The organism is Vreelandella sp. ssv, from assembly GCF_059448525.1.
Genome location: NZ_CM182545.1, coordinates 4,077,665 through 4,093,028, shown reverse-complemented (window position 1 = coordinate 4,093,028; position 15,364 = coordinate 4,077,665). Strand labels below are relative to the sequence as shown.

The window sequence follows — 15,364 nt, the reverse complement described above, 5'->3', positions numbered from 1 at the left end:
AGCAGGATATACCTTCGATGAGCCAAGCTACGAATCAGTCTTGGGGCGGTCGCTTTAGCGAGCCCACCGATGCCTTTGTCGCACGTTTCACCGCGTCAGTGAATTTTGACCAGCGCCTAGCGCGTCAGGATATTCAGGGCTCCATTGCCCACGCCACCATGCTGGCCCGGGTGGGGGTGCTGACCGACGACGAGCGCGATGCGATTATCAACGGCCTGAACGAAATTCAGGGCGAGATCGAACGCGGCGAATTTAACTGGTCGGTGCCGCTTGAAGATGTGCACATGAACATTGAAGCGCGGCTGACCGATAAAATTGGCATTACCGGCAAGAAGCTGCACACCGGGCGTTCGCGTAACGATCAGGTGGCCACCGATATTCGCCTGTTTATGCGCGATGAGATCGACGTTATCGAAGTGGAATTGAAGCGTCTGCGCGAAGGCATGATTGAGTTGGCTGACCGTGAAGCCGACACCATCATGCCGGGTTTTACCCACCTACAAACCGCTCAGCCGGTCACCTTTGGTCATCATATGTTGGCCTGGCAAGAGATGCTGGCCCGGGACCACGAGCGCCTGCTGGACTGCCGCAAGCGCGTTAACGTGATGCCGCTGGGTGCCGCCGCACTGGCTGGGACCACCTATCCAATTGATCGCCACGTGACCGCAGAGCTCTTGGGCTTTGACCGTCCTGCGGAAAATTCTCTGGATGCGGTTTCAGATCGTGACTTTGCGATTGAATTTACCAGCTTCGCCAGCATTCTATTAATGCATCTGTCGCGCATGAGCGAAGAGCTAGTGCTATGGACCAGCGCCCAGTTCAACTTTATCGACTTGCCCGACCGCTTCTGCACCGGTTCATCCATCATGCCGCAGAAGAAAAACCCTGACGTCCCCGAGCTGGTGCGGGGCAAAACTGGTCGCGTGTACGGCCACCTGATGGCGCTGCTAACGCTGATGAAGTCGCAGCCATTGGCCTACAACAAAGATAACCAGGAAGATAAAGAGCCGCTGTTTGATGCCGTGGATACCGTGCGCGACTGCTTAAAAGCATTCGCCGATATGGTGCCTGCCATTGAACCCAAAAAAGCCAGTATGTATGAAGCGGCGCGGCGAGGTTTCTCTACCGCGACGGACTTGGCCGACTACCTGGTACGCAAAGGCGTGGCCTTTCGCGATGCTCACGAGATCGTAGGCCAGTCGGTGGCCTATGGCCTCAAAACTGAAAAAGATCTCTCTGAAATGAGCCTTGATGAGCTCAAACAGTTCTCCGATACCATCGAGCAGGACGTATTCGAGGTGTTAACCCTGGAAGGCTCGGTAGCTGCCCGTAATCACATTGGCGGCACGGCGCCAAATCAAGTGCGGGCGGCTGCCCAGCGAGCGCGCGAGGCGTTGGTCGCGCTCAAGGCGGGCGCATGAAAACGTTGGCCATCATGACCCTTACGGTGTTGCTGTTAACCGGATTGGCAGGCTGTGGGCAAAAAGGGCCGCTTTATCTGCCGGAAGATGCACCCGCTGACGAGCAACCTGCCCAGCCGTCTGAATAGATTGCTGCAGGCCCAGGACGCAGGTTCATAATAAGGGGAGAGCACCATGGACTATTTTAATTACCGCGATGGCGTGCTGTACGCCGAAGACGTGCCGCTGTCGCGGATTGCCGACGAGCACGGCACGCCTTGCTACGTCTACTCAAAAGCTACTTTTGAGCGTCACTTTCGCGCCTATACCGAAGCGCTGGGCGGCCATCCGCATCTGATTTGCTACGCGGTGAAAGCCAACTCTAATCTGGCGGTGCTCGGCCTTTTAGCCAAGCTGGGCGCGGGGTTTGATATTGTCTCCATCGGCGAGCTTGAGCGGGTACTTAAAGCAGGCGGTGATCCGGCCAAAGTGGTGTTTTCAGGCGTTGCCAAGCAGGCCCACGAAATGGCTCGGGCGCTGGAAGTGGGCATTAAGTGCTTTAACGTTGAGTCGCGCCCGGAACTTGAGCGCCTGAATCGCGTTGCAGGGGAGCTGGGGAAAATTGCCCCGGTATCACTGCGAGTGAACCCGGATGTGGACGCGGGAAGCCACCCGTATATCTCTACCGGTTTGAAGGACAATAAGTTCGGCATCCCGGTGGATGAAGCGCTGGAGGTTTACGAACTAGCGGCTAATCTGCCCAATCTGAAGGTGAAGGGGCTCGATTGTCACATTGGTTCACAGCTCACCGAAACGGCCCCTTTTCTGGATGCCCTTGATCGCTTGCTGATGCTCATGGAGCGCCTGCGTGAACGCGGCATCGAAATCGAGCATCTCGATTTGGGCGGTGGTTTGGGCGTGCCTTACCGCGATGAAAAGCCACCCCAGCCGTTCGATTACGCCAGCCAGCTGTTGGCGCGGCTATCCCGCTGGGAAGGCGGTGAAGCGCTTACGCTGCTGTTTGAGCCTGGCCGTTCCATCGCCGCTAATGCGGGCGTCATGCTCACTCGGGTAGAGTTTCTCAAGCCTGGTGAGACCAAGAACTTCGCTATTGTCGATGCGGCCATGAACGATCTGATTCGCCCGGCGCTGTATCAAGCCTGGCAAGCGATTGTACCGGTGGATACTCGCCAAGCGCGGAAAAGTGACCTTTACGACGTAGTAGGCCCGGTGTGTGAAACCGGTGACTTTTTAGGCAAAGAGCGCGAGCTGGCAATTGCCGAAGGGGATCTTCTGGCGGTGCGCTCGGCGGGAGCCTACGGCTTTGTCATGGCGTCAAACTACAACAGTCGTCCTCGTGCCGCCGAGTTGATGGTCGATGGTGACAGCTGCTATGTGGTGCGCGCGCGGGAAACCGTTGCCAGTCTTTGGGCGGGTGAAGCACTGCTGCCCGAAAGGGGGCGCTGATGCTTTTACACTTCACCAAAATGCATGGCCTGGGCAATGACTTTGTCGTAGTGGATCTCGTTACTCAGCGCGCCCGGCTGGACGAGGCCCAAATTCGTGCACTGGCAGATCGGCGTTTCGGCATTGGCTTTGACCAGCTGTTGGTCGTCGAGCCACCCCGTGATCCCGAGATGGATTTTCGCTACCGCATTTATAATGCCGACGGCAGCGAAGTGGAAAACTGTGGCAATGGGGCGCGCTGTTTTGCCCGCTTCGTTCGCGATCAGCGGCTAACTCACAAGCATGAAATCCACGTAGAAACCGCTGGAGGCCCGTTGGTGTTGACCGTGCAGCTCGATGGCATGGTGCGAGTGGACATGGGCCGTCCGCGGTTTAGTCCGCTGGCGCTGCCGTTCGAAGCTCCGGGGGATCAACCCTTACATCAGCTACAAGTGGGTGATGAAACGCTGCAGATCGGCGTGGTCTCCATGGGCAATCCCCATGCGGTGCTGCAGGTTGAGAGCGTTGATAGCGCCCCGGTGGAACGCCTTGGGCCGTTGGTAGAAGCGCATCCTCGTTTTCCTAAGCGTGTTAACGTGGGCTTTATGCAGGTACTCTCACCTAGCGAAATACGCTTGCGCGTGTATGAGCGTGGTAGCGGTGAAACGCTTGCTTGTGGCACGGGTGCCTGTGCGGCGGTGGCCAGCGGTATTCGTCAGGGGCTTTTAAAAAGCCCTGTGAAAGTTCACTTGCCCGGTGGAGAACTCAGCATTGAGTGGCCCGACCCTGAAGGGCCACTGACGATGGTGGGACCGGCTACACGCGTCTTCGATGGCCGCGTAGCCCTTAATTAATTCGAGGAGAACGGCGATGTCACAAGCCCCTGAACCCCGCAAAACGCTCGATCCTGATCAAGTGGCGTTCTGGCTGGCGCGTCATCCCGATTTTTTCGTCGGTCGTGAAGGGCTTTTGCAACAGCTGCAGGTGCCCCATCCGAACATCGACGGGGCGGTATCGCTGTTAGAGCGCCTGGTCTTTGATCTGCGTAAGCGTGCGGAAACCGCGGAAGGCCGTTTAGAGCACTTGCTGGAAACCGCCCGCCATAACGAGTCCCAGTACCGACGGCTGCGGGAAACGCTCATCGCGCTGGTGGAAGCTCAAGACCGCGATGCGCTGGCGCAAGCGTTGGCCACCCAATTGAGCGAGCGCTTTGAAACCCCTGCCATGGCACTGTGGTGCCCGGCGACGTTAAGCGACAGTGAGCCAACGCCGCCCCAGCCGCCGCGTCATGTGCTGGATCAACACGCTAGTGCACGCCTAACGGCGCTGTTGGATGGCCGCACCAGCCGCTGCGTTAAGCTCAGCGTCAGTGACTGGAAGTGCTTGCTACCTCACGTGAAAGCGCCGCGTAAAGCGGGTTCCTGCGCTATTTCACGCCTCTCCGCGGGTGATCCGTTGGGCTATCTGCTGCTGGCCAGCCCCAGTCCTGACGCCTATCGCGCCAGCATGGACACGCTATTCACCGAGTACTTGGGTGATATCGTCGCGCGTCTATTGGTGCGCCTCGGCGATCATGGTTGAGGCAGCGCTGGGGAAAACAATGATAGTCAAGCGTGTCGAGGCCTTTCTAGCCGCGCTGGCGTCCCATGCTAGCCCTGCCACCGTAGAGGCTTATCGGCATGATTTAACCGCGCTGTGCGTGTTTACTGACCGCCGTGAGGTGACCGACCCCGCGGCGCTAGACACGGCGCTTCTGCGCGCTTTTCTAGGCTCGGAGCGTAGCCGCGGTTTAGCGCCTAGAAGCCTTGCCCGGCGCCGGGCGGCGCTTTCCAGGTTCGCGGATTATCTGGTCAAACAGGGTGTGTTGATTGATAACCCGGTGGGGCTTTTGCGCACGCCCAAACAGCCTAGCCATTTGCCACGCCCGGTGGATGTCGACGCCCTGGCGCGTTTTCTCGATACTCCCCACGATGGCTCACCGTTGGGTGCGCGGGATCAGGCCATTCTTGAGCTGTTTTACTCCAGCGGCCTGCGTTTAGCGGAGCTGGCGGCGCTTGACCTGGGTGATTTGCAAAATAGCCGGGTAAGAGTCATTGGCAAAGGGGGTAAGCCGCGCCAAGTGCCCGTGGGGCGTCGCGCTCAACAGGCGCTGGCCGAGTGGCTGGGGTGCCGCTCAGCACTCGCGCCAACGGGGGAGCTTGCGCTATTTGTGGGGCAGCGCGGGACACGGTTAGGTCATCGCGCCATTCAAAAGCGCTTAGCGCAGTTGTCGGTAGCTCGTGGCCTACCCGAGCATCTTCACCCCCACCGATTGCGCCACTCCTTTGCCAGCCACCTACTGGAGTCGAGTCAGGATCTGCGCGCCGTGCAAGAATTATTGGGCCACGCCAATCTCTCGACGACGCAAATCTATACCCGGCTCGACTGGCAGCATCTTGCGACCAGCTACGATGCCGCCCATCCCCGTGCGAAAAGAAGCCCCAGTCCCATAAACGGCGACAACAGAAACAAATAGCCCAGGAGTAAACCATGACGATGCTGAAGGCGATTACCTTCGATTTGGATGACACGCTTTGGGATAATCATGGGGTGATGGCACGCACCGAGGAGGGGCACTATCGCTGGCTATTGGAAGCACTTGAGGCTTGGCGCACGGCACGCCAGGAGCCTGTCTTGGCGCTAACCCACGAAGGTGGCGGGCGCGATTACCTTCAGCGTCGTCAACAGTTAGCCAAGCAGGTGCCTGAACGGCGTGGCGACTTCACTTGGCTGCGTTCGCGCGCCCTTGAAGCTCAGCTGGAAGCAGCCGGGCTGCCCCGCAGTGCCGCGCTGCTTTGGGCAGCAGCGGCGATGAATGAGTTTCACCGCCTGCGCGTACAGGTCACGCCCCATCCGGAAGCTGCCGGTTTGCTGTCAGCACTGGCCGAGCGTTATCAACTGGCAGCCATTACCAACGGCAATATCCATTTGGCGCGTCAGCCGCTGGCGGCCTACTTTCCGGTGGCCATTGCAGCAGGCGAGTTGTTAGCGCCTAAACCTGATCCCACTCCGTTCCTGACCGCACTTTCGCGTTTAAATGTGGCACCCGAATATGCGATGCATGTGGGAGATTCGTGGCAGGAGGATGTGTTGCCCGCACAGCAGTTGGGTATGCATGCCGTTTGGATTTCTGCAACGGAGGATCAAGCGCTACCCCCTCGGGTTCACCGCATTGCCCATATTAAAGACTTGCCCCGCGTGCTTGATACGATAGAAAAAGAGGCACTAGAGCAGCAGCATCATTCAGGCGGTGTATACAGCCACTGATTTAGTTTCTGCGACAAGGTATCGACGCCGTCGCGCTTAAGCGACGAGAATAGCTGTACGGAGACTAAGTCTTCCCACTCTTTCAGACGCGACCGAACTTGCTGCAGCGCAGCGCTGGCGGGCCCTCTTTTCAGCTTATCGGCTTTTGTAAGCAAAATATGCACCGGCATTCCGCGCTGGTCGGCATAATCGAGCATCATTTGATCGAACTCGGTGAGCGGGTGGCGCACGTCCATTAGCAGTACTAAACCGCGAAGACTAAAGCGGTTGCGCAGGTACTCGGCTAAGTGTTTCTGCCACTCTAATTTAACCGCCTCCGGTACCTTGGCGTAGCCGTAGCCGGGTAGATCGACCAAACGTCGCGACTCATCGTTCATAACGCTGAAAAAATTGATCAGCTGGGTGCGGCCCGGCGTACGCGAGGTGCGTGCCAATGCATTTTGTTGCGTCAAAGCATTGATAGCGCTGGATTTTCCCGCGTTAGAACGCCCGGCGAAAGCGACTTCAGCGCCGGTATCATCCGGGCACAGAGCCAGGGTGGGGGCGCTGATAATAAAACTTGCCGTCGGGTAGTTCAGCCGAGGGACTGGGCTATCATGGGGGGTAGTCATGGACTTGATCCTGAAAAACGAACATAAAAACGGCCTGCTCAGCGTACTAACACGCCATTATCGCTTCACCATCGCGTAAAGTAGACCGCTTGATAGCGACGTATGATAGAGAAGAGGGAGCAGTACCGCGACGAATTACCCCTAAAGCAGACTGGGACTTGCATTCCCGCCGCAGGGGTGATTCGTTATAATGCAAGCGGTTTATATCTGCGACCTGGGGCGCTAGTGTACCATCGCCCTCTAGCCGGCAGCGACCAACGCGACACGTTGTTCGTTTTGGCGGAGCTAACCCTGGTAATTTGTGGAGCCTGGGAAGCGCCCAGGGTGCGTACCAGTCAAACATAAAACGGCATAGTGGAAGAGCAATGAGAAAGTTACTGGCAAGCCTAGCAATTACCATGGGCGCCGTTGGCACCGCCCACGCTCAAACGGACTATCAAGCCGATGCTGACGCATCTGCTGGCCAGGAAATGGCCCAAACCTGCGCCGCCTGTCATGGGCAGCAGGGTATTAGCCCATCGGGTGCTTTCCCTAACCTGGCGGGGCAGCAAATGTCATATCTGGCAAAACAGATTATGGATATTCGCGACGGCAATCGCATGGTTCCCCAAATGGCGGGACAAGTGGATGACTTCTCCGACCAGGACGCCTGGGACGTGGCAGCACATTTTGCGCGCCAAGACGCCAATTTAGGGCAGACCAACGACGAAGACGCTGAGTTACTGGCTCGTGGTGAAGAGATTTACCGCGCTGGTGATATCTCCAAGGGTATTCCTGCTTGTTCTGCCTGCCACACGCCGACCGGTGTAGGTATCGGTAGTGCCGTATACCCAGGCCTGTCCGGGCAGCACGCTCAGTACACGGTTTCAACGCTGCAGGCATTTGCATCAGGCGATCGTAACAATAGCCCTAACAACATCATGGGTGATATCGCGTCAAAAATGAGCGACAACGACATGGAAGCAGTGGCTAACTATGTATTAGGCCTATATTAAAATATTTCCTTATGCCGTTCGGTTCCCTCATTTGGCGATGTGTGTCAGGTGAGGGAACCCGCTCATGTATCCACGGTCTCAGTCTTCGCTAACCCATGGAGAAACTTACATAATGTTTAAAACGCGCGCGATGTTCAAAACACTAATGATTGCGGTAGCTGGTTTGGGGCTTTCAGCGGCGGTGAGTGCCCAGGAAGTGGTTGAGGGCCAGGACTATGAGCTGCTTGAGTCACCGGTAGAAACCCAGGTTGAAGACGGGCAAATTGAAGTCACTGAAGTATTTTGGTTTGGCTGCCCGCACTGCTACCGGCTGCAAACGCCGGTTAACGAGTGGTACGAGACCCTGGAAGATGACGTTAGTGTCGTCAAAATGCCTGCCACCATGGGCGGCGACTGGAATACCCACGCCACAGCGTTTTATGCGGCTGAATCGCTGGGTATCGAAGAGGATCTACACGCCGACTTCTTTAACGCCATTCACCAGGAAAATCAGTCTCTCACTGAACCTGATGAGATTGCTGCCTTCTTCGCCAACTATGGTGTTAGCGAGGAAGAAGCCAAGCAGGCGCTAGCCGACTTCAGTGTCCGCAGCGAAGTGAATAGTGCTAACAATCGCATGCGTCAAATGAAGTTGATGGGCGTGCCGGCACTGGTGATCGACGGCCGTTTTGTGGTCTCACCAAGCTCGGCAGGAAGCTTGGAAAACATGCCGAAAGTTGCCAATTCGCTTATTGAGCAGGTGCGTGCTGAGCGCGCAGAATAACCGTGTTACGTGAAGCGAGAGAGCGTGATGAGGCAGCGATAAGCGGCGCTGGCTCTAAACTGCTTGAAGATGGTCACCTGCGGTTACTGACGTTTAACCTGCAGGTGGGTATCCAGACGTCGGCGTATCATCACTATCTTACCCGCAGCTGGCAGCATCTGCTTCCTCACCCGCGTCGTCAGCAGCGTCTGGATGTAATGGGCGATGTGCTTAGCAAGTTCGACATAGTGGGGCTGCAAGAGGTGGATGGCGGCAGTTTCCGCTCAAGCCGCGTTAATCAAGTGGAGTATCTCGCTACCAAGGCGGGGTTTCCCCACCATGTGCAGCAGCTCAATCGTAACTTGGGGCGCATCGCCCAGCATAGCAACGGTTTGCTGTCGCGTTTGGCGCCTAGCCAAATAGAAGAGCACCGCTTGCCTGGCACTATGCCCGGCCGTGGCGCTATTCATGCCCGCTTTGGTGAGGGGGCGGATGCACTGCATATATTTGTTGCCCACCTTGCACTTAGCCATCGCGGGCGCGTTCGGCAGCTTAACTATTTAAGTGAGATTATCCAGCCACTGCGTCATGTGGTGGTGATGGGCGATCTTAACTGCACACCTGACCAACTGCATGCTCACGAGCGCTTCAATGCGTCGCTACCGCTGCACCCGGTCAAACCCCTGCTCAGCTACCCTTCCTGGCAGCCGCGCCAAGCGCTGGATCATATCCTGCTGTCGCAGTCGTTGGAGGTTGCCGAAGTGCGGGTATTAGATCATCTGTTTTCTGACCACCTACCCATTGCTGTTGACCTACCCCTTCCAGAGGCTTGTTTAGCAGCTATTCGTTCAAGCGTTTAAGAATTCACGGCTCTTGCCGATTGAGGGCGCTGCATTGTCCGCGTATATGCGCTATTGTCTGGGGCGCTGACTCCTCCTTAGCCGTTTTACGCGAGACACTTCCATGTCGGACACAACACAACTACCTGCGTTTATCGGTGCGCTGGACCGCGTTTCAGAGTGGTTCGGGCGTACCCTTGCGTGGCTGATCATCATCATGATGTTGATTCAGTTCGCGATTGTACTGCTTCGTTATGCCTTTAGTGTGAACAGCATCTTCATGCAAGAGCTGGTGATGTATATGCACGCGAGTGTGTTTATGCTCGCTGCAGCCTATACCTTTCGCCATGACGGCCATGTGCGGGTGGATATCTTCTACCGGGGAATGACCCCGCGCCGCCAAGCGTTAATCAATGTTGTGGGTATTATTACCCTATTGATTCCCGTCATGGTCTTTATCATTGCTTCCAGCCTGGGCTACGTTGCCAACTCCTGGCGCATTCTTGAAACCTCCTCAGACTACGGTGGTATTCCGGCCGTATACGCACTGAAAACCTTAATACCGCTGTTTGCCGTGTTGATGATCGCGCAAGGTGTGGTTGAGATTGTGCGCAATGGCTACGTGTTGGCCGGCCGAATAGTGCCGTCTGCTGCCGGTGGCAACCATCTTGAGGAGCGTGTTTGATGCTGGAATTTATGCCGATTATTTTGTTTGCCGTTATCTGTATTGTTTTGATGTTCGGCTTTCCTGTGGCGCTCTCGCTGGCGGGCACGGCGCTACTTTTTGCCGGGATGGGGCTAGGCCTTGAAGCCATTGGCATAGACGCCAACTTTGATAGCGGCTATCTCGCCGCGTTGCCCAACCGGCTCTATGGCATTATGACCAACCAAACATTGTTGGCGGTGCCGCTATTCGTATTAATGGGCGTCTTGCTGGAAAAATCCAAAGTGGCTGAGACGCTGTTAGATGCCATGGCTCTGCTGTTTGGCTCCCTGCGCGGTGGGCTGGGTATCTCGGTGACGCTGGTGGGCATGTTGATGGCAGCCTCTACCGGTATTGTGGGGGCCACCGTGGTCACCATGGGGCTGATGTCACTACCTACCATGTTAAAGCGGGGTTACAGCACGTCGCTGGCAACCGGCACTATCTGTGCTACCGGCACGTTGGGACAAATTATTCCACCTTCCATTGCTCTGGTGCTGCTGGGTGATGTGCTTTCTTCGGCGTATCAACAAGCACAATTGGACATGGGGATTTTCAGTCCTAAAACCGTCTCGGTGGGCGATCTGTTTATGGGGGCGCTGGTGCCCGGGCTGCTGCTAGTGGTGATGTATATGATGTATGTCGCCCTGGTGGCGTGGCTGCGTCCGCATATGGCGCCTGCCGCCGATCGTGAAGAGTTAATGGCCGAGCTTGGTCACACCTCTGGGGTTGGCATGCTGCTGCTGAAAGGACTGGTGCCCCCCATAGTACTGATTGTGGCGGTACTGGGCTCGATTCTGAGCGGCTTTGCCACGCCTACAGAAGCTTCTGCGGTAGGCGCTTTTGGTGCCCTGGTGTTGGCGCTAGCCTATCGTCAGCTCGACTGGGCGACGTTGAAAGACGTGCTGCGCTCGACTACGCACGTGACCACCATGGTGTTCTTGATCCTGATCGGCGCTGCGCTGTTTTCCCTGGTGTTTCGTGCCTACGGCGGCGAACACATGGTGACCGAACTATTCGAGACGATGCCTGGTGGGGTGATCGGCGCGACGGTCATCGTTATGCTGGTGATCTTCTTGCTCGGCTTTATTCTCGACTTTATCGAAATTACCTTTGTGGTGGTGCCCATTGTCGGCCCGATCTTGCTTGCCATGGGCCTTGATCCTATTTGGCTGGGCATCATGATCGCGATTAACCTGCAAACGTCGTTCTTAACGCCCCCGTTCGGCTTCGCGCTGTTCTATCTCCGTGGCGTAGCGCCGCCGTCTGTATCTACCTCGGCTATTTACCGTGGCGTTATCCCGTTTATCTTAATGCAGCTGGGTATGTTGCTGATGTTGAGCTTCTTCCCACAGTTAGCAACATGGCTTCCCGGCCAGTTTTAGTAAACGAGGAGTCGGTTGAAAAACATGTCCGTTATCAACGCTGTAATCAACGGGTATATGTGGCAACCTAATTAAAAAGCAGTAAATAGCCATCAATGGCCTGTATGTAGTAAACCGCCTAGTGTTCTATGCTAGGCGGAGCACTCCCTACTCATAATAGTAATAATAGAAAGTAAGAGGGTTATCGTATGAAAGCCAAAACACTCCCCGTCGCCATTGCGATGACGACCGCTCTTTCCGCCAGTTTGCTGGTGGTATCAAGCTTTGATAATCAAGCCCAGGCCCAAGAGGACGAGTTCCGTTGGAAAATGGTGACCTCCTGGCCTAAGAACTTCCCTGGCGTTGGCCAAGGCCCTGAGCGCCTATCGCAGCTGGTCGATGAAATGTCGGATGGTCGCTTAACCATAGAAGTTTTCGGTGCTGGACAATTGGTGCCGGGGTTTGAGGTGTTTGACGCGGTGTCCGAGGGCACTGCTGAGCTCGGTCACTCCGCTTCTTACTACTGGAAGGGTAAAGCGCCTGCCGCACAGTTCTTTGCCGCGGTGCCGTTTGGTATGAACGCCCAAGAAATGAACGCCTGGCTAAGCTATGGCGGTGGTATGGAGCTGTGGAACGAGCTTTACGACGATTTCGGCGTTGACGTCATGGTCGCGGGCGCCTCAGGCGTGCAGATGGGCGGCTGGTATAACAAAGAGATCAACTCAGTTGCTGATCTTGACGGTCTCAAAATGCGCATGCCTGGCCTGGGTGGCGAAGTAATGAGTCGTATGGGAGTGGCCATTGTCAACATGCCAGGCGGCGAGATCTTTACCTCGCTACAGTCCGGCGCGATTGATGCCACTGAGTGGATTGGCCCCTATAACGACTTGGCGTTTGGCCTGCATCAAGCGGCCGACTATTACTACTATCCAGGCTGGCACGAGCCGACGGTCATGTTCGAGGCCATCGTCAACGAAGAGGCCTGGGCAGAGCTGCCAGCGGATCTGCAGGCGATCCTGCGTACCGCCATTAGTGATATCAACCAAAGCGTGCTGGATGAGTACACTGCGCGTAACAACGATGCGCTGGAAACCCTTGTCAACGAGCATGATGTTGAGCTACGCCGCATCCCCGACGATGTACTCGCCCAGGCTCGCGAGTATTCGGCTGACGTAGTAGGCGAATTGGCCGCATCGAGTGAACTGGCCACGCGGATCTACGACTCCTACCGCGCATTCCAGGACAAGGTCGAGGATTACCACGCCATCTCCGAGCAGGCTTATTATAACGCCCGTAATCCAGAAGGTGACACGGCCGAGTAGTCTGCTGTATGGGATCAGAGAGCCGCCTTCGGGCGGCTTTTTTGTGCCAGTGCATGCATGTTTTAAGCAGCACAAAGCGCACAGCTTGGGTATCCTAGGAAGACATGATGTTATTACCCTCAAGGAGCCCCATGTCTACCGATTCTCGCCTTCGCAATGTGCTTACCATCGCGGGCTCCGATCCGTCCGGCGGCGCTGGTCTACAGGGTGATTTGAAAACCTTTTCAGCTCTTGGCGTTTACGGCACCAACGTGATTACCGCGGTGATTGCCCAGAATACCTGCAGGGTGGCCGCAGTGTATCCCGTCTCGCCTCAAGCAATACGCGAGCAGTTGGAACACTTGCTGGATGATGTGGCGATAGACGCGGTCAAAATCGGCATGGTGGCGAGCCGTGAAGTCGCGGAGGTGATCGCCGACGTGCTGTGCCAGCGTCGTCCACGCTGGATTGTGCTCGACCCTGTGATGGTCGCCAAAAGCGGCGATATTCTGGTCGATGATGCCGGAATTCACGCCGTGCGCGATATTTTGGTGCCGCTCGCCGATGTGATTACCCCCAATCTGCCGGAGGCCGCGGTACTGCTTGATTCGCCATCGCCCAATAGCCTCGACGAGATGGAGGCGATGCTCCCTGGGTTAACGCAGTTGGGCGCCCCCTACGTAGTGTTGAAAGGCGGACATTTACGCGGGGCCACCTGTCCAGACCTGCTGGCAACCCCCAGCGGCCATGAGTGGTTGCCCGCTTCGCGCATCGATACCGACAATTTGCACGGTACCGGCTGTGCGCTCTCCTCTGCGATCGCCGCCTGCCTGGCGAAGTTGCCAGAGCATTCCGGCCCTGATGCGCCGGTGGCGGCCATTGGTGATGCCAAACGTTGGTTGCATGCTGCGCTGGAAGCCAGTGTGCGCTTGAACGTGGGCAAAGGGCGCGGCCCTGTCCATCACTTTCATGCTTGGTGGTAAGCGCGGCAGGGGAATCATCAGCTTGCGCGAATGGGCATTGCGCACCATGCTGAGGAGTGTTTGCTTAACGGCTTGTAAGGCTGAGCTGCTCAGCCGAGGAGCGTTTCGCCATGCCTCGCACCATTCTGTTTGCCACTGATCTTTCCGCAGATAATCGCGCCGCTTTTGCTCGGGCGCTGCGTTTAGCCTATGCCCATGGGGTTCAGCTGGACGTACTGCACGTGTTGGACCCCTATCTTCCGCGGCGTGTGTTGCTTGACGTCGAGAGCGCCGTGGTAGATGACATCACGACCACGCTGACCGATCTACGCGAAGACTACGCCTTAGAGGCGCCAAAAACGCTGATCCAAACTGTGACCGGTTCGCCCCACATCGAGATCGTTCGCGAAGCTCACGAGCGCAATGCTGAGCTGATTGTGCTGGGCATGCATCGCAAGCGGGGGCAAAAAGACCTGCTGGCGGGCACTACGGTGATGCGTGTGCTGCGAAGTGCCCCTTGCCCGGTGGTGGTGGCATCCTACCAACCCACCCAGCCCTGGCAGCATATTCTGGTGCCGATCGATTTTTCGCTCACCGCGCGTCACACCTTAAAAGAGGCGCTGATTCGCTTTCCCGAAGCGACGCTTACTCTGCTACATGCCTGGACGCTGCCCGGCGAACGCGAATTGGGTTCGCAAGCCTATTACGCCCACTGGCGTGATCATGAAGTTCTGCGCCTGCGCGAACAATTAACCACTGAAGTCGATAGCCTCATGCGCGAACTAGACGGCGTGCCCGATGTTGAGCTGGTGCTAGAGCAAGGTAGGCCCTGTGATGTGCTGCAGGCGTATATGAAGCGCCACTCCCCCGATCTCATTATGATCGGCAGCCGTGGGCAGCCACATCATACGAGTAACCTAGCCGAGATGCTGCTGTGCGAACCGCACTGCGATCTAATGCTCTGCCGCGCTTGGTAGACAGCCGCAATTAAAATGGCTGTAGGAATTGGCTGGTTATTGTACGAAACCTTTATTGGGTGTATTGCTGTGTATAGTAATGCTGCCTTGAGGAGGTTTTATGTCCACGCCAATTTCCGCCCAAATTACTCTGATGTTAGTGGGGTTAATGCTGTCGCCTGGGGTGATGGCCAGTAGTGTGTCAGAAAACGGTGAGTCATTTGAACGCAGCGTAGCAGAGGAAGGCCAACGCTATACGTTGATTGGCAGTGGCGTATTCCGTTACATGATCTGGACGGCCTACGCGGGGGCATATTATCAGCTTGAAGGTGAAACCCAGCCACAGCCGTTAGGTGACATTCCACGCCGCCTGGAGCTTGCTTACTTTCATGCAATCGAAGCTAGCGATTTTGCCGAAGCGACGGAAAAAACGCTGCAAGACACTCTCACGCTGTATGAATTTACCCAGATCGAAGAACCTCTTGCGCGCCTAAATCAACGCTATCGCGACGTCGTTCCCGGTGACCGCTACCTGCTTAGCTGGAACGGCGAGCAGCTGCGCCTTGCGCTCAATGGTGAAGTGCTGTTTGAAGAGGAGAGTACCGAGTTTGCCAGCGCGATGTTTAGTATTTGGCTCGGTGAGCGCCCACTGGACAACGACTTTCGCGATGCGCTACTCGGGAGAAACTGACTAGGTAAAGGAAAAGCCAATGAGCGACGGTTACAATAATCGTTTCTT

17 protein-coding genes are annotated in these 15,364 nt (G+C 56.4%); 16 read left to right on the top strand and 1 reads right to left on the bottom strand.

Annotated features, from left to right (window positions below; genetic code table 11):
- Positions 1-17: 17 nt before the first annotated feature.
- Genes argH through AC5TBW_RS18710 form a run of 7 tightly spaced genes read left to right on the top strand, consistent with a single transcriptional unit; the run spans position 18 to position 6,152 of the window.
- The gene (gene argH, locus AC5TBW_RS18740) at positions 18-1,421 is read left to right on the top strand and encodes an argininosuccinate lyase (protein ID WP_495510005.1); all 1,404 of its coding nucleotides are present in this window, start codon (positions 18-20) and stop codon (positions 1,419-1,421) included.
- Positions 1,418-1,549 carry an LPS translocon maturation chaperone LptM gene (lptM, locus tag AC5TBW_RS18735; protein ID WP_007112308.1) on the top strand — a complete coding sequence of 44 codons (132 nt, stop codon included), beginning with the start codon at positions 1,418-1,420 and terminating at the stop codon, positions 1,547-1,549. The genes argH and lptM overlap by 4 nt, the downstream gene beginning before the upstream one ends.
- Before the next feature lie 46 nt (positions 1,550-1,595).
- Positions 1,596-2,867: a diaminopimelate decarboxylase gene (gene lysA, locus AC5TBW_RS18730; protein WP_495510004.1), complete on the top strand. Its 1,272-nt coding sequence runs from the start codon at positions 1,596-1,598 to the stop codon at positions 2,865-2,867.
- Positions 2,867-3,700: a diaminopimelate epimerase gene (dapF, locus tag AC5TBW_RS18725; RefSeq protein ID WP_495510003.1), complete on the top strand. Its 834-nt coding sequence runs from the start codon at positions 2,867-2,869 to the stop codon at positions 3,698-3,700. Before lysA ends, dapF begins: the two co-directional genes overlap by 1 nt.
- Before the next feature lie 16 nt (positions 3,701-3,716).
- A complete protein-coding gene (locus tag AC5TBW_RS18720; RefSeq protein ID WP_495510002.1) occupies positions 3,717-4,427 on the top strand; it encodes a DUF484 family protein in 711 nt (236 codons plus the stop codon).
- A gap of 19 nt (positions 4,428-4,446) precedes the next feature.
- Complete coding sequence (locus AC5TBW_RS18715) at positions 4,447-5,361, top strand: tyrosine recombinase XerC (RefSeq protein ID WP_495510001.1); 915 nt, start codon at positions 4,447-4,449, stop codon at positions 5,359-5,361.
- Between the two features lie 14 nt (positions 5,362-5,375).
- Positions 5,376-6,152 (top strand): HAD family hydrolase, encoded by a 777-nt coding sequence (locus AC5TBW_RS18710; RefSeq protein ID WP_495510000.1) that lies wholly within the window; start codon positions 5,376-5,378, stop codon positions 6,150-6,152.
- Here the strand turns inward: AC5TBW_RS18710 and yihA are convergent.
- Complete coding sequence (gene yihA, locus AC5TBW_RS18705; protein WP_495509999.1) at positions 6,125-6,763, bottom strand: ribosome biogenesis GTP-binding protein YihA/YsxC; 639 nt, start codon at positions 6,761-6,763, stop codon at positions 6,125-6,127. The genes AC5TBW_RS18710 and yihA overlap by 28 nt on opposite strands.
- Positions 6,764-7,128: 365 nt before the next feature.
- Between yihA and AC5TBW_RS18700 the strand changes: the two genes are divergently transcribed.
- From AC5TBW_RS18700 to AC5TBW_RS18660, 9 genes are all read left to right on the top strand, one after another.
- Positions 7,129-7,758, top strand: a complete 630-nt coding sequence (locus AC5TBW_RS18700; RefSeq protein WP_495509998.1) for a c-type cytochrome — start codon at positions 7,129-7,131, stop codon at positions 7,756-7,758.
- Positions 7,759-7,888: 130 nt separating this feature from the next.
- On the top strand, positions 7,889-8,521 hold the full coding sequence (locus AC5TBW_RS18695; protein ID WP_495511991.1) for a thiol:disulfide interchange protein DsbA/DsbL: 633 nt from the start codon (positions 7,889-7,891) through the stop codon (positions 8,519-8,521).
- A gap of 2 nt (positions 8,522-8,523) precedes the next feature.
- A complete protein-coding gene (locus AC5TBW_RS18690; protein ID WP_495509997.1) occupies positions 8,524-9,360 on the top strand; it encodes an endonuclease/exonuclease/phosphatase family protein in 837 nt (278 codons plus the stop codon).
- A 103-nt stretch (positions 9,361-9,463) separates the two neighbouring features.
- The gene (locus tag AC5TBW_RS18685) at positions 9,464-10,024 is read left to right on the top strand and encodes a TRAP transporter small permease subunit (RefSeq protein WP_495509996.1); all 561 of its coding nucleotides are present in this window, start codon (positions 9,464-9,466) and stop codon (positions 10,022-10,024) included.
- Entirely contained in the window at positions 10,024-11,427 is a 1,404-nt protein-coding gene (locus tag AC5TBW_RS18680; protein WP_495509995.1) for a TRAP transporter large permease, read from the top strand. The genes AC5TBW_RS18685 and AC5TBW_RS18680 overlap by 1 nt, the downstream gene beginning before the upstream one ends.
- A 188-nt stretch (positions 11,428-11,615) precedes the next feature.
- Positions 11,616-12,728 (top strand): TRAP transporter substrate-binding protein, encoded by a 1,113-nt coding sequence (locus AC5TBW_RS18675; RefSeq protein WP_495509994.1) that lies wholly within the window; start codon positions 11,616-11,618, stop codon positions 12,726-12,728.
- Positions 12,729-12,859: 131 nt separating this feature from the next.
- Entirely contained in the window at positions 12,860-13,690 is an 831-nt protein-coding gene (gene thiD / locus AC5TBW_RS18670) for a bifunctional hydroxymethylpyrimidine kinase/phosphomethylpyrimidine kinase (protein ID WP_495509993.1), read from the top strand.
- Between the two features lie 110 nt (positions 13,691-13,800).
- Positions 13,801-14,646 carry a universal stress protein gene (locus AC5TBW_RS18665; RefSeq protein WP_495509992.1) on the top strand — a complete coding sequence of 282 codons (846 nt, stop codon included), beginning with the start codon at positions 13,801-13,803 and terminating at the stop codon, positions 14,644-14,646.
- A gap of 100 nt (positions 14,647-14,746) precedes the next feature.
- Positions 14,747-15,316, top strand: coding sequence for a chalcone isomerase family protein (locus AC5TBW_RS18660; RefSeq protein ID WP_495509991.1), 570 nt, complete (start codon positions 14,747-14,749; stop codon positions 15,314-15,316).
- Positions 15,317-15,364: the final 48 nt, after the last annotated feature.